Here is a 17,222-nt window from a genome sequence, read left to right on the forward strand (position 1 = left end):
TCATCTTGTCCACCTCACGGCGCGGTGTCGAGCAGCAGGGCGGCGAGTGGGACGATATCGCCAGCATGACGACCTCCTCGTACGCGCACCCCCCGGCAGAGCCGTCCGCCGGCTGGCACGTCGTCGTCCCCGTCAAGGACACGAACCACGGCAAGTCGCGCCTCGCCCGCGCCGTCGGCTCGGACCGCGCCGAGCTCAGCGCCGCGATCGCGACCGACACCCTCGCCGCGGCCGCCGCGGCAGTCGGGCCGGACCACCTCGTGCTCGTGACGAGTGACGCGGGCCTGGCGGCCACGTGGCGTACGCGTGGGGTCCACGTCGTGGCCGACCCCGGCACCGGGCTCAACGACGCCGTCTCCGCAGGTGTGCGGCACGCCGGGCCGGGCGCCTGCGTGGCCGCCCTGCTCGGTGACGTGCCCTCGCTCGACGCCGCCTCGCTGCGGTCTGCCCTGGAGGCCGCGGCGTCCGTCGAGGAGTCGTTCGTGCCCGACGCAGACGGCACGGGCACGGTCCTGCGCTGTGGCCGCGGCTTCACGCCGCGGTTCGGCACCGACAGCGCCGCGCGTCACGAGGCCGACGGGGCCGTGCGCCTCGAGCTGCCGCTCCCCCGCCTGCGCACCGACGTCGACGACGCACGCAGCCTCGCTCGGGCGCGCCGGCTCGGGCTCGGCCCGGCGACACGCACCGTCCTCGAGCACCGCGCGTCTGGTTGGATCAGGAGCATGCAGGCCACCGTCCACCGCTTCGACCCCGAGACCCACACGGGGAGCGTGCTGCGCGACGACGGCGTCGAGCTGCGCTTCGAGGCACCGGCGTTCGAGGCGAGCGGCCTGCGCCTGTTGCGCCTCGGCCAGCGCCTCACCGTCGAGGTCGTCGACGACCTGGTCATCGCGCTGCACATCGTGGGCGTCGGACCGGGCCAGCCCATCCGCTGACACGCGCGTGGGCCCGACCGTCGCCGGTCGGGCCCACGTCACGTCCGGCAGCGTCCCTGCCCGGCGCCGCCGAGTGGCCTCACCTCGAGGCGGTCTTCTTCGCGGTCGTCTTGCGGGCCGTCGTCTTCTTGGCGGCCGTGGTCTTCGTGGCAGCGGCCTTCGTCGTCGTCTCCTCGCCGCGGCCTTGGCCGGGGCGGCCTTGGTCGCCGTGGCGCGCCTGGCGGGGGCAGCCTTCGTGGCAGCGGCCTTCGTCGTCGTCCTCGCCGCGGCCTTGGCCGGGGCGGCCTTGGTCGCCGTGGCGCGCCTGGCGGGGGCAGCCTTCGTGGCAGCGGCCTTCGTCGTCGTCGTCTTCCGTGCCGCAGCCTTGGCGGGGGTGGCCTTCGTGGCGGTCTTCTTCGTCGCCGTGCGTGTGGCCGGGGCCGCGGCCACCGAGCTGCCGGCGGAGGCACGCGAGGCGGCGGACTCGGTCTTGGAGAGCTTCTTGGCGCCCGACACGACCTCCTTGAAGTTCGTGCCCGAACGGAACTTGGGGACGCGGGTCTTCTTGATCCTCACGGTCGCCCCCGTCTTGGGGTTGCGGCCGGTACGTGCGGCCCGGTCGGCCCGCTCGAAGGTGCCGAAGCCGGTGATACCGACCTTGCCACCCTTGGCGACCTCGCGGATGACGACGTCGAGGAACGCCTCCAGCGCGTCGGATGCGACCTTCTTGCTGCCGAGCTTGACCTCGAGCGCGTCGATCAGTTCTGCCTTGTTCACGTCTTCCCCTCCAGAGGACTGTCGGCGTCAGGCGACCCGACGATGTGCGTCCGGAACCGGTCCGGCTACCTCCTGACGTTAGGCTGCCGCGGCAGGCACGTCCATCACCGGTCGGTGGGTTTTTCGTTGTGTCGCAAGGAGTTTGACGGGTTCTGAGCGGGTTCTGAGCGGGTTCCGGGACGACATGGGGACTTCTCGGCCGTGTCCGATTCGCCCCGAAACCAAAACGGATCCCCTTGTCTGACAAGGGGATCCGTTTGCTCGCGGGGCGCCAACTGGGGGCCCGGGGAGCGTGTCGTCAGGCGGGAGCCGTCACCGGCTTGTGGCTCGGCCGGTGCGACTCGAAATCTGCGACGAGATCCTCGTGTCGCAGGGTCAGCCCGATGTCATCGAGGCCCTCGAGCAGCCGCCAACGGGTGTAGTCGTCGATCTCGAACGGCGCGACGATCTCCCCGGCGTGGACGCTGCGAGCCACGAGGTCGACCGAGATCTCGGCACCGGGGTTGTTCTCGAGGTACTTCCAGATCAGCTCGACGTCGTCCTGCGACACGATCGCGGTGAGCAGGCCCTGCTTGCCGCTGTTCCCGCGGAAGATGTCGGCGAAGCGAGAGCTGATGACGACCCGGAAGCCCCAGTTCATCAGGGCCCACACGGCATGCTCGCGACTCGAGCCCGTGCCGAAGTCGGGTCCGGCCACGAGGACCGAGCCGTCGGCGTACACCGGGCTGTTGAGGACGAACGACTCGTCCTTGCGCCAGGCGGCGAAGAGGCCGTCCTCGAAGCCGGTGCGCGTCACGCGCTTGAGGTACTCGGCAGGGATGATCTGGTCGGTGTCGACGTTGCCGCGGCGCAGCGGCACACCGACGCCCGTGTGGGTCGTGAACGCGTCCATGGCTCAGGCCTCCCCGGTCGTCGCGGATGCCAGCTGGCCGTTCGACCGGCTGGCACTGTCGAGGTCGGAGGGGCTCGACAGCGTGCCCCGGACGGCGGTCGCTGCCGCCACGAGGGGGCTGACGAGGTGGGTGCGGCCACCCTTGCCCTGCCGGCCCTCGAAGTTGCGGTTGGACGTCGACGCGCTGCGCTCGCCCGGGGCGAGGGTGTCGGGGTTCATGCCGAGGCACATCGAGCAGCCGGGCAGGCGCCACTCGGCGCCGGCCTGGGTGAAGACCTTGTCGAGCCCCTCGGACTCGGCCTGGAGGCGCACCTTGGCCGACCCCGGGACGACGAGCATGCGGACGCCGTCGGCGACCCGGTGACCCTGGACGACGGCGGCGGCGGCCCTGAGGTCCTCGATGCGGCCGTTGGTGCACGAGCCGACGAAGACCGTGTCGACCTTGATGTCGCGCAGGGGCGTGCCGGGCTCGAGGCCCATGTAGGCGAGGGCGTTGGCGGCGGCGAGACGGTCGCTCTCGTCGGCGAACTCCTCCGGATCGGGCACCGAGGCCGAGAGCGGCAGCCCCTGTCCGGGGTTGGTGCCCCACGTGACGAAGGGGGTCAGCTCCGCGGCGTCGAGGTCGACCTCGGCGTCGAAGACGGCGTCGTCGTCACTGCGCAGCGAGGTCCACTCGGCGACCGCAGCCTCCCAGTCCGCACCGGTCGGGGCGTGCGGGCGACCCCGGAGGTAGTCGAACGTCGTCTGGTCGGGCGCGATCATGCCCGCGCGGGCCCCGGCCTCGATGGACATGTTGCAGACCGTCATCCGGGCCTCCATCGACAGGGCCTCGATGGCCTCGCCGCGGTACTCGATGACGTAGCCCTGGCCACCGCCGGTGCCGATCGTGGCGATGACGGCCAGGACGATGTCCTTGGCGGTGACGCCGTCGGGCAGCTCGCCGCGCACGTTCACGGCAAGGGTGCGGAAGGGCTTGAGGGGCAGCGTCTGCGTGGCGAGCACGTGCTCGACCTCGGAGGTGCCGATGCCGAAGGCCAGCGCACCGAAGGCGCCGTGCGTCGAGGTGTGGCTGTCGCCGCAGACGACGGTCATGCCCGGCTGCGTGAGGCCGAGCTGCGGACCGACGACGTGGACGATGCCCTGGTCGGCGTCCCCCATCGGATAGAGGCGGACACCGAACTCCTCGCAGTTGCGGCGGAGGGTCTCGACCTGGATCTTCGACACCGGGTCGGTGATGGGTCCGGGCGTCGTGGGGACGTTGTGGTCCTCGGTCGCGAGCGTCAGGTCGGGGCGGCGCACGGGCCGACCGGCGAGCCGCAGCCCGTCGAAAGCCTGGGGGCTGGTCACCTCATGGAGGAGGTGGAGGTCGATGTAGAGGAGATCGGGCTCCCCTTCGGCGCGACGTACGACGTGTGCGTCCCAGACCTTCTCGGCCAGTGTCCCTGCCATGACGTCCCTCTGACTTCCCTCCGCGGCGGCGTTCCGGTGGTCGAGCGCGTGCGCCATCGAGGACCTGGTCGCGACATCGCTCTTCGGCAAGACTGAACCTTTTGTGGGTGCGATGGATTGACGTCTCAGTGCCTGAGACGTCAGTATCAGTGCATGGACAACTCTTCAGGGGTCGGTGTTCTCGACAAGGCCGCCACGGTGCTGGGCGCCCTCGAGGCCGGTCCGGCCACTCTCGCCCAGCTCGTCGGAGCCACCGGGCTCGCCCGCCCGACGGCCCACCGTCTGGCCGTCGCGCTCGAGCACCACCGTCTCGTGTCACGGGACATGCAGGGACGCTTCGTGCTCGGTCCACGCCTCGGCGAGCTCGCCTCGGCCGCGGGCGAGGACCGTCTGCTCGCGGCAGCCGGTCCGGTGCTCGGCGCCCTGCGCGACCACACGAACGAGAGCGCGCAGCTCTTCCGCCGCCAGGGCGACCAGCGCATCTGCGTCGCCGCGGCCGAGCGACCCGTCGGTCTGCGCGACTCGATCCCGGTCGGCGCGACGCTCTCGATGCTCGCCGGCTCCGCCGCGCAGGTCCTGCTCGCGTGGGAGGAGCCCGACCGGCTCCACCGCGGCCTGCAGGGTGCGGCCTTCACGGCCACCGCTCTGTCCGGAGTGCGCCGTCGCGGCTGGGCCCAGAGCGTGGCGGAGCGCGAGGCGGGCGTCGCGTCGGTGTCGGCGCCGGTGCGCGGCCCGTCGGGTCGCGTCGTCGCAGCGGTGTCCATCTCGGGGCCCATCGAGCGCCTCTCCCGCCAGCCGGGTCGGCTGCACGCCGCCACGGTCGTCGCCGGGGCCAACAAGCTGACCGAGGTGCTGCGGCGCCACCACGCCATGCAGCAGCAGCAACAGCAGCAGCACAACGCCTGACCCCGTCGGCTCCCGGCCGCCTCCCGACAACGGCGTCGGGGACGGCAGGCCGTGCACAACGGATCGGTCACGATCCGGATCGACACCCCGACCCGGACAACCAATCCGGGCGTCGTGGCGTCACCCTCAGTGCAGTGCACCGACGCACGGCACGTCGCGTTCAGACAAGGGGCCACGATGCAGACAGCCACCTCACCGCTCCGGGCCACCGGCGGCCTGCGCCACGCCCTCGTGCTCGGCGGCCTCGCGGCCCTCGTCGCAGCCACGACGGCCTGCAGCCCGGAACAGACGGTCGGGGCTGCCGCCACGCACGTCGGCCAGACCGCAGCCTCCGGAGCGTCCGGCGGCACACCGGCCCCCACGACCCAGACCCCCACCGGCACCGCGAGCGAGACGCCGCCGTCCACCCCGTCCACCGTCACGCCGCCGTCCGCCGTCACGCCGCCGACCACCGCTCCGCCGACGCCCGCGCAGCAGACGCCCACGCAGTCGACACGCCCCTCGGAGCCCACTCCGTCCGCGACGGCCGAGCCCGGGCCGGCACCGGTCATCATGCTCCGCGCGGGCGACACCGGTGCGAAGGTGCGCTCCCTGCAGGCCCGGCTGCGACAGCTGAGCTGGTTCGACGGCGACGTGAGCGACCGCTACGGCACCAAGACGACGGCCGCGGTGCGTGGTTTCCAGGCCAAGCGCGGCTTCGACGCGACCGGCACGCTCGACGAGCGCACGTGGGACCGCCTCGTCTCGATGACGCACCGACCGACGTCCGACGAGCTCGCCAACGTCAAGCCGAAGGCCGCCGAGCCGAGTCCCGCGTCCGTCTCCTGGGACGTCGACGAGCGCTGCATGACCGGCCGGGTCATGTGCGTCAGCAAGTCGACGAAGCGTCTGACCTGGGTCGTCGACGGCGTACCGCAGTACGGCTTCGACGTGCGGTTCGGCAGCGACGAGCTGCCCACCCGCGAGGGCGTCTTCTCCGTCTACAAGAAGAAGGTCGACGTCATCTCGAACCTCTACCACACGCCGATGCCGTACTCGATGTTCTTCTCCGGCGGCCAAGCCGTGCACTACTCCTCGAACTTCGCCCGCCTCGGCTACGCCGGCGCCTCGCACGGCTGTGTCAACGTCCGCAACAAGCCGCTGCTCATCCAGCTCTACGGCGAGGTGCGCATCGGCGACCAGGTCGTCGTCCACTGGTGACGGCCCGACGGCCCCCGGGGACCCCGACGTAGGCTGACGGAGGTCACTCCCCCACGGCCCGAAGGAGTCGGTGTGCTCAAGGTTGGTTGGAAGGCGTCCGCGGAGCAGTTCGGTCCGCGCGACCTCGTCACGTTGGCCACGCAGGCCGAGCAGGTCGGGCTCGACTCGGCCTTCATCTCCGACCACTTCCAGCCCTGGCGGCACCAGCAGGGTCACGCGCCCTTCGCGATGAGCTGGCTCGCGGCCGCGGGCGAGCGCACCGAGCGGATCCAGCTCGGCACGTCGGTCATGACCCCGACGTTCCGCTACAACCCGGCCGTCGTGGCGCAGGCCTTCGGGACGCTCGGAACCCTCAACCCCGGACGCATCGTCCTCGGCATCGGTACCGGCGAGGCCCTCAACGAGGTGGCCGTCGGCGCCGCGGGCTCGCCGTGGCCGGAGTTCAAGGAGCGCTTCGCGCGCCTGCGCGAGGCCGTGACGCTCATGCGCAAGCTGTGGACCGAGGAGCGCGTCGACTTCGAGGGCGACTACTACCAGACGCACGCGGCCACGGTCTACGACCGCCCTGAGCAGCCCATCCCCGTCTACGTCGCGGCCGGCGGTCCGCTCGTCGCGAGGTATGCCGGCCGGTCGGGTGACGGGTTCATCTGCACGTCCGGCAAGGGCCGCGAGCTCTACGAGGACAAGCTGCTCCCTGCCGTCGACGAGGGCCTGGCCAAGTCAGGGCGCACCCGTGACGACATCGACCGGATGATCGAGATCAAGCTCTCCTACGACCGAGACCCCGAGCAGGCCCTGCACAACGTGCGCTTCTGGGCGCCCCTGTCGCTCAGTGCCGAGCAGAAGCACGGCGTCGACGACCCGGTCGAGATGGAACGCCTGGCCGACGAGCTGTCCGACGAAGAGATCGCCAAGCGGTGGATCGTCACGAGCGACCCCGCCGAGGCCGTCGACGCAGTGCGCCAGTACGTCGACTGGGGTTTCAACCACGTCGTCTTCCACGCGCCGGGCCACGACCAGGGCCGGTTCCTCGAGCAGTTCTCCGCCGACGTGCTGCCCGGCCTGCGCGAGCTCAGCTGACCGCACCCTCCGGGGCCACTCCGGCGGCGGCGACCTCGTTCCGGCCGATCCGGGCGTGCCGTCGACGGCTGCGGTCCTCGGTCAGGCCGAAGGCCATGCCGAGCCCGGTCGGCGGCATCCCGACGTAGAGGCTCTCGTGCGCACCGGCCTGGACGGCATACGTCTCGTGCCAGCTGCCGACGGCTCCTGTCGGGGCCCCTCCCCGCGTGCGGCAGCGGACTTGGCGGCATACAGCTCGCTGATCATGCCCGGCCCGCGGCGAACACCGGACCCCAGAGGTCGGGGCGCCACGGATGGTTGACCCGCATGCCGATGAGGAAGACGGCGAGCTCGCCGTCGTGGGTGTGCTCGTGTGGACGAAACCGCTCATGACACGCCTCTCGGATCGTGGCGCCGGCACGACGGCCGCCCCCTCCCCGAGCACCGCGCACTAGCATCGCAACAGGTCCACCGCGGACCGGAGACCCGGGAAGGGGCCGCGCGCGTGACGACAGCTTCGAACGACCCCGACGACGCACCGGACCCCGGTCCGACGGCCCGGGCGACCGCCCTCGCCCGACGCCTGCCCTTCACGATCGTGGTCGTCGGCACCATGCTCGTGCTGGCACTGGCGACCGGCACGCTGTGGAACGCGCTCGAGGACCGGGACCTCGTCGACCACGTCGCGTACGGTCTCCCGGCTCTCCAGGACGGCCGTTGGTGGACACCGGTCACCGGCGCCTTCTTCGCCCTCACCCCGTCGCAGTACCTCCCCGTGGCCGGCGGAGCCCTGCTCATGGTCGGCTGGTCGGAGTGGCGTCTGGGCACGCGTCGGGTCGCCGTCGCCGCGACGTCGACGCACCTGTCCGGCGTCCTGCTGGCCTCGCTGTTCCTGCTCGTCGTGGACGGCACCGGCTGGGAGTGGGCCGCCCGACTCGCGACAGAGCTGGACGCCGGGTTCAGCGCGGGCGCCCTGGGAGCGGTCGCCGCGGCGAGCGCGACCCTGACCCCGCCGTGGCGTGGGCGTCTGCGAGCGGTCCTGTCGCTCTACGCCGTCGTCGCGCTCCTCTACGTCGGACGCCTCTGGGACCTCGAGCACGCCATCGGCATCTCGGTCGGGCTCGCGCTCGGGCCGGTCCTGCTCGGCCGCCGACCGTCGCTCGCGCTGCCTCGCTTCAGCCGGCACGAGTGGCGGGTCGTCTCGTCGGCCTTCTACCTCGTCAGCGCCCTGGTCCAGATCCTGCTCTACTTCACGCCGTCGGACGGGCCGCTCGGGGCGACCTCAGACGACACGGACGCCTTCAGCGTGCTCATCAGCGCGGCCATCTCGCTCCTGCTCGCCGACGGCCTGCGGCGCGGCTCGCGTCGGGTGTGGTTCCTCGCCGGCGGGCTCGCGACGCTCTCACTGCTGGCCCAGTCCCTGCTCATCGTCGTCGAGGTCGTGGCACCCGACCAGCTCAACGGCGACGGACAGGTCGCGACCTCCATCCCCGAGCTCGTCGTCACCGTGGTCATCACGCTGCTCCAGCTCGCCGTCCTCGTGCTCGGGCGGTCGGCCTTCCAGGCGCGGTCACGACGGAAGCGGCGCAGGGAGCTCGCGACCGGGGCGAGCGACCGGGACACCGCAGTGGCCCTGCTCAAGGAGCACGGTGGGTCCACGATGGCGTGGATGGGCACCTGGCCCGACAACCACTGGTACGTCCACCGCGACCCGTCGGGTGGACCGGTCGGCTACGTCGCCTTCCAGGTGCACCGGGGCACGGCCATCGCCCTCGGCGACCCCGTCGGTGCGGACGCCGCGACGCGCGCTGACGTGCTCCAGGGTTTCGTGGACGAGCAGGAGACGCACGGGCTCATCGTGTGCTTTTTCTCCGTCACGCAGGAGGTCGCCGACTGGGGGCGTGCTAACGGCCGGCGCGACGTGCTCGTGGCCGAGGAGGCGATCATCGACCTGCCCGACCTCGAGTTCAAGGGCAAGTCCTGGCAGAGCGTCCGCACGGCCCTCAACCGCGCGACGAAGGACGGGATCACCTACCGCGAGGGGCAGCTCGCCGAGATGCCCCGCGGCCTGCTGACCCAGGTGCGCGCCATCTCCGAGCTCTGGGTCTCGGACAAGGGGCTGCCCGAGATGGGCTTCACGCTCGGGAGCGTCGACGAGGCCCTCGACCCCGACACGCGGGTCGGGCTGGCGGTCGACGCCGACATGACGGTCCACGGCGTGACCTCGTGGCTGCCCGTCCACTCTCCCGGCGGTGAGGTCCGCGGGTGGACGCTCGACGTCATGCGCCGCCTCCCGGACGGCTTCCGACCCGTCACCGAGTTCCTCATCGCGAGCGCCTGCCTGTCCTTCCGTGAGCAGGGTGCCTCGTTCGTGTCGCTGTCAGGGGCCCCCCTCGCGCACTCCGGCGACGGGACGGCCGAGCGGGCCGCGCTCGAGCGCCTCCTCGACCAGCTCGGTGAGGCCATGGAACCCCTGTACGGCTTCCGGTCGCTCGACAGCTTCAAGCACAAGTTCCGGCCCCGGCACCAGCCGGTCTACCTCGTCTTCGCCGACGAGGCCGCCCTGCCGCGCATCGGGCTCGCCCTGACCTCGGCGTACCTCCCCGGCGCGTCCCTGCGTGACCTCGCCCGCGCCGGGCTCCAGTCACGCCGGGACGAGGCTCAGGTGTCCTTGTAGGGCCGCTCGTCGAGGACGGACCCGGAGTCGCCCGCGCCCTGACATGCACGAAGACCCCGGTCCGTGTGGACCGGGGTCTTCTTGCGCTCTCGCGAGCATCACGTAGCCCCGACGGGATTCGAACCCGCGCTACCGCCTTGAGAGGGCGGCGTGCTAGGCCGCTACACAACGGGGCCGTGAGCGGTGCCGAGCGAACTCGGCACGGGAAGAAACCTTACCGTGAAGGCTGGATTTCTCCGAATCGGCCCACGTTGCCGTGAACCAGAGCTGGGGTACCAGGACTCGAACCTAGAATGACGGAACCAGAAACCGTAGTGTTGCCAATTACACCATACCCCAAGGGGTTTCACTCCGAGCTTGCCTCACGGCCGGTACGGGGTGAACCGAATGGGAATACTACCGGTCCGTGAGCGGTGGCCCAAATCGGCGGTCGAGCGCGGCCGCGACCTCGTCCAGACCGCGCACGGTGGCGACCGGCTCGCTCGTCCCGAGACCCGGTCGATCGAGCCAGACGGCACGCAGGCCGGCAGCCTGGGCCCCGAGCACGTCCCACTCGATGCTGTCGCCGATGCAGACCACCCGGTGGGGCTGGGCACCGACGAGCCGGCACGCCTCGAGCTTGACGCTGGTCGGCGCGTGCGCGGAGTTCGTCAGCAGCGCGACGGGAAGTCCCGCCTGCTGCGCGGCGGACAGCAGGCCCGGCACGTCGGGGAAGAGCCGTTGGGCGCTGCGGAAGGCGGGGGCGTACGCGTCCTCGAAGGACCGGTGGGCGCCGTCGGGGACCTCGAGGCCGAAGGCCACCGCCACCTCGGCGAGTCGACCCGACCGCATCGCGTCGAACGGGACGTCGCCAGAGGCATAGCGCGGGAACCAGCGCTCCGGGTCGTCGTAGTAGCGCTGCGCCATGGCGCGGTGGTCCGCGCCCGGGCGGTGTGGCCAGATCGCGGCGGCTGCCTCGGTCCCGGCGGCGACCATCGCCTCCTGCGTGTCGACGATGGTGTCGTCGACGTCGAGCAGCACGGCGTGCACGCCGTCGAGGACGGTGGCGAGGGTGGGCGGGATCACGAGTGGACTCCTGTCACGGATCGAGGCCGAAGAGGGGCCGGGCGGGGACGACACCCTCGACGACGACGTGACGCGACAGGCCCGAGGCGTCCCACGTCGCCCGGTCGAGACGCACGTGCTGCAGCGTCTGCCCCGAGTGCTCGAGCACCGAACGGTGGGTGTCGTGGTAGCCGAGGGAGCGCGAGACGCCGAGGGACGGAGCGTTGTCGACCACCGCCGAGCTGATCGCCGCCTTGGCTCCCAACGGGCCGAAGGCGAGGGCGAGCACCGCGGCCCGCATCTGCCTGCCGAGGCCCCTCCCCCGTGCCCCGGCGACGAGCCAGGACGAGGAGTCGACGGTGCGGTCGGAGCGCCAGTCGGGCCCCTCGAGCCACTGGGCGCCCACGACGGCGCCCGACGAACGGGCCACGAAGGGCAGCGCCCAGTCGTCGGGCGACCACATCCCCAGGGCGCGCCAGTAGCCCTGCGCGAGGACGGCCCGACGATTCGCCGGGACGTCGAGGCCGGCATACGTCGTGGCGTGCGGGTTGAGCTCGAGGTCGTCGGGCAGCAGGGCCCACAACGTCGGCAGGTCCGCCTCGGTCATGACCCTCAGGTCGAGGTCGGACGTGTGCAGGCGGATGCCGTGCAGCGGCCAGGACCAGCCCCCCATGCCCTCCACACCGGTGTCCTCAGAGCGAGTCGCGCAGCGACCGGAGGCGACTCAGCGTCGAGGTCTTGCCGAGGATCTCCATCGACTCGAACAGCGGCGGCGAGATGCGGGCGCCCGAGACGGCCGTGCGCAGCGGTCCGAAGGCGAGGCGCGGCTTGATGCCGAGCCCGTCGACGATCGCGGCTCGCAGCGCCTCCTCGATCCCCGCGGCGTGCCACGGGCTGCCGGTGCCGAGGACGCCGGTGCCATGGTCGTCGATGTCGCCGAGCACCGTGAGCGCCGCGTCGAGCACGGCCGGCGCGTCGTCCTTGAGCTGGGCACGTGCGTCGTCGTCGATGACGAGCTGGTCGTCGGAGACGAAGAACGGACGCACGAGCGCCGGCGCCTCGGTGAGCAGGGCCATGCGGGTCTGGATGAGCTCCGCCACGGACTTGAGGCGCGCCAGCTCACCGAGCGACTGCATCTCGCCGAGCACGCCGTCGGCGACGAGGTAGGGCAGCAGCCGGCTCGCGAACTCGCCTACCTCGAGCGACCGGATGTAGACGCCGTTGAGCCAGTCGAGCTTCTTGAGGTCGAAGATCGGGCCGATCGGGTTGACCTTGGCCCAGTCGAACGTGCGGCTGAACTCGTCGAAGGTGAAGACCTCGACGTCGGTGCCCTCGGCGTCTTGCTGCGGCGGGTAGGCCAGCAGCGCAAGGAAGTTCACGAGTGCCTCGGGTAGGTAGCCCTGCTCGCGGAACCACGTGAGCCGGGCGGCGGGGTTCTTGCGCTTGGAGATCTTCGACTTGTCGGTGTTGCGCAGCAACGGCATGTGCGCGAACGCCGGCGGCTCCAGCCCGAGCCAGCGGTAGAGCAGGACGTGCTTCGGCGTCGAGCTGATCCACTCCTCGCCGCGCACGACGTGGGTGATGCCCATGAGGTGGTCGTCGACGACGACCGCGAGGTGGTAGGTCGGGAAACCGTCGGCCTTGAGGATCACCTGGTCGTCGGGGCGAGGCGCCGAGACCTTGCCGCGGATGACGTCGTCGAAGACGAGGGGCACGTCGTCGGGGACGAGCATGCGCACGACCGGCGTCTCACTGAAACCTGGCAGCGCGGCGCGCTCCTCACGGGTCTTGCCGACGCAGAGACGGTCGTAGCCGGTCGGCTGCTTCGTCTTCTGCTGGATCTCGCGCATCTGGTCGAGGCGCTCCTTGGAGCACCAGCAGTGGTACGCGTGGCCGTCCTCGAGGAGGCGCTCGACGTAGGGGCGGTACGTGTCGAGACGCTCGGACTGGCGGTACGGCGCGAAGGGTCCACCGATGTCCGGACCCTCGTCCCAGTGCAGCCCGAGCCACGCGAGGGTGTCGTAGAGCTGGGCCTCGGAGTCCTCGCGGAAGCGCGCTCGGTCCGTGTCCTCGACGCGCAGGACGAACTGGCCGCCCTGCTGTCGGGTGAAGGCGAGGTTGAAGAGCGACATGTAGGCCGTGCCGACGTGCGGGTCGCCGGTCGGGCTCGGGGCGACACGGGTGCGCACCGGGCCGGAGCCGTCCGAGGTCGAGACGCGGACGTGCTCCTCGGTGCGGATCTCGACGTGCTCGCCGGCGTCGCTGGCGGGGGATGACGGCATACCTGTGCTGGTCGTGTTGTCGCTCATGGTGCGACCCAGCCTAGTGGGAGCCCGAAAGGGGTCAGCGACGCACGAAGGTGTTGGTCAGCGACCCGATGCCCGCGATCTCGACGGTGACCTGCTGGCCCGCCTCGACGAGCCCGACGCCGGCCGGGGTCCCCGTCAGGATGACGTCACCGGGCAGCAGCGTGAACGCCGCCGAGGCGTACTCGATGATCGTCGCGATGCCGTGGATCATGTCGGCGGTCGTGCCGTCCTGCTTCACGTCGCCGTCGAGCGTGGTGACGATCGAGAGGTCGGCGGTGTCGAGCTCGGTCTCGACCCACGGGCCCAGCGGGCAGCTCGTGTCGAATCCCTTGGCGCGAGCCCACTGGCCGTCGCTGCGCTGCCAGTCGCGTGCCGTGACGTCGTTGGCGATGGTGTAGCCGTAGATGCACTCGGCCGCATCCTTGGCCTTGACGCCCTTGGTGATCGTCTTGATGACGACCGCGAGCTCGCCCTCGTAGGAGATCTCGCTGCTGCCGGCGGGGAGCACGACGGGGTCGAACGGACCGACGACGGCGGTGTTGGGCTTGAAGAACATCATCGGCTCGGCCGGCGCCTCGCCGCCCATCTCCTTGGCGTGGTCCGCGTAGTTCTTGCCGATCGCGACGACCTTGGAGCGCGGGATGACGGGGGCGAGCAGGCGCACGTCGTCGAGCATGACGGGCGGCTGTCCGCTCGGCTGCAGGCCGATGTAGAGCGGGTCGCCGGCCAGCGGCGTGATCACCTCGCTGCCGGGGTCGCCCTGGACGATGCCGTATGCCGGGTCGTCCCCGGTCGTGAACCTCGCGATGCGCACGCGCCCACCCTACGACGGGTGGCGCTCCCCCGCGGAGGGCGGTCAGCGCGGCCAGACGATGGTGACGTCCGCCGGCGAGCCGGGCTGCCCGCTGGGGCGGGTGCGGTACTCCGGGACGCCGACGCACGTCCAGAGCAGACCGGCCACGTCCGTCCCGAGGAGGGGTCCGAGGTCGGAGTCGCGGAAGGTCATCCCCGACGCGGCCGCGCCCAACGCGTACGCCATGAGGTGGAGCCGGCCCTCGGTGACGCCGGCCAGCAGCTGCGCCTCGCGGTAGGCATGGTCGTCGAGGTCGTCCAGTCGCGTGCCGCTCATGGCGACGAAGGCGGCGTCTCGGGCGAGTCCTTGCTCGAGTGCGGCCACGTAGAGCTCGTCGCGGACGGACGGCTCGTCGAGGGGCCGCACCGGCGACGAGAGGTCGGGCCACCGGTGGATGCCGGTCGGCACGTCGTCGACGCCGCTGACGCCGACCCAGTGCGGGACGCCGATGCCGCGCAGCGAGGCGCTCATCGCGTCGACGAGCACGTGGCGCGGGAGCGACCGGTCGGGGTGGAGCCGGCGGATCGACCCCTTGCTGACGACGACGGCATCGGTGCTGGGACCGCCCTCGGCGGTGATCGCGACCGGGGCCCCGCGCTCCACCTCGGCGCCCAGCGTGCGCTGCTCCCCCGCGCGTTGGGCGGCCGTCACGAGCGGGAACTCGAGACCGTCGGCGTCGTGGTGGCCCGCCATCGGGTCCCCCGTCAGGTGCACGGCCGGGTCGCCGGGACCGAGGGCCACGAGGGCGACCGGGAACTCGTGCACGCGGTCGGCGCCGACGAGGGCGGACACCTCGGCATCGGGGAAGGTCGTGAAGAGCCGCGCTGTCAGGCCTGCCGCGTCGGCGAGGGCAAGCGTCTGGGCCAGCATGGTCCCGGCATCCCAGTAGATGTGGCGGAAGCCGCGCTCGCGGTAGCGCCAGCCGGTGCGCCACGGCACCCCCGTCACGACGACGGTCACGGCGTCCCCCGACGGCGCGGGGCCGAGGACGACGAGGGCATGGGCCTCGGGGTCGTACCAGTGCAGTCCCGGCTCGAGCCCCTCGACGTCGGCCCCGCGCGGCACGGCGACGTAGAGCTCGAGCGGGAAGCGCGCCCCGGCCGAACCGGCCGCGCGGAAGAGCATGACGCCGCCGTCGGGGCGCGTCGTGCGCCGGGTGACGCCTGACGACAGGAAGAGCAGGCGGGCCAGACCGGGGAGGTCGAGCCGGCTCGGCGCGACCGTCGCCGTGCCGGCGAGCACGGCCGTGGCCGCGGCCGACGACGCGGGGAGGTCGGGCGGCAGGAGGACTCGTCGCAGGTCGTCGTCGTAGCGCTTGTAGGCCTGGGGACGCCGCGTCAGGTCGTTGGGCACGAGGTCCTGCACGAGCCGGTCGTCGTCGGGGACCTCGGTCCATTCCCGCTCCGGGGTGTAGGAGGTCAGCCGATGCAGCAGGTGGGTGGGTCGCTCCGCGTCCGGTGCCATGAGGCCATCCTGCCCTCGGGGCCCGGGCGCGCGGTGGGGTTCGGCCCCGCGACTCGCCTACCCTCGTGGGGTGCAGGTGATGAGCGAGCCGGAGTGGCGCGAGCGGACGGCGGCGCACGAGGCGCGGGTCGATGCTTCGACCTCCGCGCACCGGGCTCGCCGACACGACCACCGCAAGCACCCGGTCGAGGACTTCCTCTTCACCTACTACTCGTTCAAGCCCGCACAGCTGCGCCGCTGGCACCCCGGGGCCGGTACGTCCCTCGCGGGGGCGGGGCGCGCGCCGCACGTCGACTGGCGCTTCTACGAAGTCGACGGCGACGTCGTCGGCGTGGACGTCGAGGCCTTCGCCGCCGCCCGCGGCGACACGTTGCGCTTCGTCCGCGAGCTGCTCGTGCGCACGGCAGGACGGCCGGCGCGGTTCGGCTGCTTCGGGCTGCACGAGTGGGCCATGGTCTACCGGCTCGACCCGACCGAGGTACGGCACTCGGGGTGGCCGCTGCGGCTCGGCGGCGCCGGGACCGACGCCGTGGTCGAGAGCCACCAGGTCGCCTGCTCGCACTTCGACGCGTACCGCTTCTTCACCCCGGAGGCCGCTCCACTCAACGCGTTGACGCCGACCCGGGACAGCCAGACCGCCCTCGAGCAGCCGGGGTGCCTCCACGCCGGAATGGACCTCTACAAGTGGGCGCACAAGCTCGTGCCGGCCGTGTCGAGCGACGTCGTCATGGACTGCTTCGAGCTGGCTCGCGACATCCGCACCCTCGACATGCGGGCGGCGCCGTACGACCTGAGGGAGCTCGGCTACGAGCCAGTGCTCATCGAGACTGCCGAAGGCAAGGCTGTCTATGTCGCTGAGCAGCGTGCCTTCGCCCAACGCGGTCAGGTGCTGCGAGAGCGCTTGATCACTGCTTGCGACCGTATTCTGCAAACCTCCCCCGGTTGACTTGTCGCAACGCGGCATATCCGTGACAGGCCCGCGCTCAAAAGCCTGGTCGGATGCGTCTGCTGCGGCTACGAGAGTTCGTTCTCAACCAGTGATTGCGTTGTGTCAAGAGACGAGTCAGGTAGGTGGTCAGGACCACCGTGTCGACGAGCCGGCCGAGGGGCCCTGCGGGTGACCTGAAGTGCACCGTGTCTGTCATCAGGGTCGCGTTCTCGCGCTCCTCGAAGACGTGTTCATGCCACCAGGATGCGAACGGACCGGAGACCTGCTCGTCGACGAAACGGCTCGGAGCAGCGAACTCGGTGATTCGAGACGTCATCGTGAACGGGATGCCAAAGTGTCGGGCTCGCCAGGTGACGGTGTCACCCGACCTCAACGCACCTGAACTGACCCCGCCGACGATCCGCTCATCTGTTCGCGACATGGATGCAGCGTGGGCGTCGACCGACAGACTCAGGTCGAAGCACTGCTGGACTGTAGCTGGGATGCTCGTAGCCAAGACGATTCGCGGCACCCGCGAGCGGTACCGGGATGCGCCGTCCGCGATGGGCACCACCAATGGCGGGATGTGCGGATGTTCGGTCCTCTCGTCCTGGCCGCTGCGCCTTGATCGGCTATCGACGGCGATGCTGCGAGGCCGTGGTCGTGCGCCCGGCGAGATTCGATGGATGCGACCAGGTTGAAGGCGACCGCCAGCGCTGCCTGCCGTCAGAGCGCCGGACACACGCCGCT

The 17,222-nt window shown here is 71.4% G+C and carries 15 protein-coding genes, 2 tRNA genes and 2 pseudogenes; 6 read left to right on the forward strand and 13 right to left on the reverse strand.

Going from position 1 to position 17,222, the window contains the following annotated elements; genetic code table 11:
* The first annotated feature begins 65 nt into the window (after window positions 1-65).
* A complete protein-coding gene (cofC, locus tag NR112_RS03060; RefSeq protein ID WP_256792501.1) occupies window positions 66-935 on the forward strand; it encodes a 2-phospho-L-lactate guanylyltransferase in 870 nt (289 codons plus the stop codon).
* Between the two features lie 552 nt (window positions 936-1,487).
* Here cofC and NR112_RS03065 read toward each other — a convergent pair.
* The 3 genes and pseudogenes from NR112_RS03065 to leuC all read right to left on the reverse strand — a co-directional run.
* A pseudogene (locus NR112_RS03065) lies at window positions 1,488-1,691 on the reverse strand (HU family DNA-binding protein); the annotation flags it as partial.
* Between the two features lie 298 nt (window positions 1,692-1,989).
* A complete protein-coding gene (leuD, locus tag NR112_RS03070) occupies window positions 1,990-2,583 on the reverse strand; it encodes a 3-isopropylmalate dehydratase small subunit (RefSeq protein ID WP_256792502.1) in 594 nt (197 codons plus the stop codon).
* Window positions 2,584-2,586: 3 nt separating this feature from the next.
* The gene (leuC, locus tag NR112_RS03075) at window positions 2,587-4,032 is read right to left on the reverse strand and encodes a 3-isopropylmalate dehydratase large subunit (RefSeq protein ID WP_256792503.1); all 1,446 of its coding nucleotides are present in this window, start codon (window positions 4,030-4,032) and stop codon (window positions 2,587-2,589) included.
* A gap of 153 nt (window positions 4,033-4,185) precedes the next feature.
* Here leuC and NR112_RS03080 point away from each other — a divergent pair, with 153 nt between their 5' ends.
* The 3 genes from NR112_RS03080 (at window position 4,186) to fgd (ending at window position 7,218) form a co-directional block, all read left to right on the forward strand.
* Window positions 4,186-4,938 carry an IclR family transcriptional regulator gene (locus NR112_RS03080; RefSeq protein ID WP_020142814.1) on the forward strand — a complete coding sequence of 251 codons (753 nt, stop codon included), beginning with the start codon at window positions 4,186-4,188 and terminating at the stop codon, window positions 4,936-4,938.
* Between the two features lie 177 nt (window positions 4,939-5,115).
* Window positions 5,116-6,138, forward strand: a complete 1,023-nt coding sequence (locus tag NR112_RS03085; RefSeq protein WP_256792504.1) for a L,D-transpeptidase family protein — start codon at window positions 5,116-5,118, stop codon at window positions 6,136-6,138.
* Window positions 6,139-6,210: 72 nt separating this feature from the next.
* A complete protein-coding gene (gene fgd / locus NR112_RS03090) occupies window positions 6,211-7,218 on the forward strand; it encodes a glucose-6-phosphate dehydrogenase (coenzyme-F420) (RefSeq protein ID WP_256792505.1) in 1,008 nt (335 codons plus the stop codon).
* On the opposite strand, the gene NR112_RS03095 is transcribed toward fgd, so the two are convergent.
* The gene (locus tag NR112_RS03095; protein ID WP_256792861.1) at window positions 7,211-7,336 is read right to left on the reverse strand and encodes a hypothetical protein; all 126 of its coding nucleotides are present in this window, start codon (window positions 7,334-7,336) and stop codon (window positions 7,211-7,213) included. The two genes, fgd and NR112_RS03095, sit on opposite strands and share 8 nt — an antisense overlap.
* A 24-nt stretch (window positions 7,337-7,360) precedes the next feature.
* A pseudogene (locus NR112_RS03100) lies at window positions 7,361-7,588 on the reverse strand (hypothetical protein); the annotation flags it as partial.
* A 114-nt stretch (window positions 7,589-7,702) separates the two neighbouring features.
* On the opposite strand from NR112_RS03100, the gene NR112_RS03105 reads away from it, so the two are divergent.
* The gene (locus NR112_RS03105) at window positions 7,703-9,874 is read left to right on the forward strand and encodes a DUF2156 domain-containing protein (RefSeq protein ID WP_256792506.1); all 2,172 of its coding nucleotides are present in this window, start codon (window positions 7,703-7,705) and stop codon (window positions 9,872-9,874) included.
* Window positions 9,875-9,977: 103 nt separating this feature from the next.
* On the opposite strand, the gene NR112_RS03110 is transcribed toward NR112_RS03105, so the two are convergent.
* The 7 genes from NR112_RS03110 to NR112_RS03140 form a co-directional block, all read right to left on the reverse strand.
* Window positions 9,978-10,050: transfer RNA gene (locus NR112_RS03110), tRNA-Glu, on the reverse strand.
* 91 nt (window positions 10,051-10,141) lie between these two features.
* Window positions 10,142-10,213, reverse strand: a tRNA-Gln gene (locus NR112_RS03115).
* A gap of 57 nt (window positions 10,214-10,270) precedes the next feature.
* Window positions 10,271-10,939, reverse strand: coding sequence for an HAD family hydrolase (locus tag NR112_RS03120; RefSeq protein WP_256792507.1), 669 nt, complete (start codon window positions 10,937-10,939; stop codon window positions 10,271-10,273).
* Window positions 10,940-10,952: 13 nt separating this feature from the next.
* Window positions 10,953-11,591, reverse strand: a complete 639-nt coding sequence (locus NR112_RS03125) for a GNAT family N-acetyltransferase (RefSeq protein ID WP_256792845.1) — start codon at window positions 11,589-11,591, stop codon at window positions 10,953-10,955.
* A gap of 19 nt (window positions 11,592-11,610) precedes the next feature.
* Entirely contained in the window at window positions 11,611-13,227 is a 1,617-nt protein-coding gene (gene gltX, locus NR112_RS03130; RefSeq protein ID WP_256792508.1) for a glutamate--tRNA ligase, read from the reverse strand.
* A gap of 34 nt (window positions 13,228-13,261) precedes the next feature.
* Window positions 13,262-14,041, reverse strand: coding sequence for a fumarylacetoacetate hydrolase family protein (locus tag NR112_RS03135; protein WP_256792509.1), 780 nt, complete (start codon window positions 14,039-14,041; stop codon window positions 13,262-13,264).
* A 42-nt stretch (window positions 14,042-14,083) separates the two neighbouring features.
* Window positions 14,084-15,544: a hypothetical protein gene (locus NR112_RS03140; protein ID WP_256792510.1), complete on the reverse strand. Its 1,461-nt coding sequence runs from the start codon at window positions 15,542-15,544 to the stop codon at window positions 14,084-14,086.
* Between the two features lie 79 nt (window positions 15,545-15,623).
* Here NR112_RS03140 and NR112_RS03145 point away from each other — a divergent pair, with 79 nt between their 5' ends.
* The gene (locus NR112_RS03145; protein ID WP_306216729.1) at window positions 15,624-16,490 is read left to right on the forward strand and encodes a 3-methyladenine DNA glycosylase; all 867 of its coding nucleotides are present in this window, start codon (window positions 15,624-15,626) and stop codon (window positions 16,488-16,490) included.
* A 37-nt stretch (window positions 16,491-16,527) separates the two neighbouring features.
* On the opposite strand, the gene NR112_RS03150 is transcribed toward NR112_RS03145, so the two are convergent.
* Window positions 16,528-16,914 (reverse strand): SRPBCC family protein, encoded by a 387-nt coding sequence (locus tag NR112_RS03150; protein ID WP_256792512.1) that lies wholly within the window; start codon window positions 16,912-16,914, stop codon window positions 16,528-16,530.
* Window positions 16,915-17,222 lie beyond the last annotated feature (308 nt).

The sequence above is a fragment of the Terrabacter sp. Ter38 genome, from assembly GCF_024519435.1.
Taxonomy (GTDB): domain Bacteria; phylum Actinomycetota; class Actinomycetes; order Actinomycetales; family Dermatophilaceae; genus Terrabacter.

Coding starts and splice junctions, on each gene's coding strand:
- NR112_RS03145 (WP_306216729.1), top strand. CDS start 15,624: ATGAGCGAGCCGGAGTGGCGCGAGCGGACGGCGGCGCACGAGGCGCGG.
- NR112_RS03125 (WP_256792845.1), bottom strand. CDS start 11,591: ATGGGGGGCTGGTCCTGGCCGCTGCACGGCATCCGCCTGCACACGTCC.
- NR112_RS03095 (WP_256792861.1), bottom strand. CDS start 7,336: ATGCCGCCGACCGGGCTCGGCATGGCCTTCGGCCTGACCGAGGACCGC.
- gltX (WP_256792508.1), bottom strand. CDS start 13,227: ATGAGCGACAACACGACCAGCACAGGTATGCCGTCATCCCCCGCCAGC.
- NR112_RS03150 (WP_256792512.1), bottom strand. CDS start 16,914: ATGTCGCGAACAGATGAGCGGATCGTCGGCGGGGTCAGTTCAGGTGCG.
- leuC (WP_256792503.1), bottom strand. CDS start 4,032: ATGGCAGGGACACTGGCCGAGAAGGTCTGGGACGCACACGTCGTACGT.
- NR112_RS03140 (WP_256792510.1), bottom strand. CDS start 15,544: ATGGCACCGGACGCGGAGCGACCCACCCACCTGCTGCATCGGCTGACC.
- leuD (WP_256792502.1), bottom strand. CDS start 2,583: ATGGACGCGTTCACGACCCACACGGGCGTCGGTGTGCCGCTGCGCCGC.
- NR112_RS03085 (WP_256792504.1), top strand. CDS start 5,116: ATGCAGACAGCCACCTCACCGCTCCGGGCCACCGGCGGCCTGCGCCAC.
- NR112_RS03080 (WP_020142814.1), top strand. CDS start 4,186: ATGGACAACTCTTCAGGGGTCGGTGTTCTCGACAAGGCCGCCACGGTG.
- cofC (WP_256792501.1), top strand. CDS start 66: ATGACGACCTCCTCGTACGCGCACCCCCCGGCAGAGCCGTCCGCCGGC.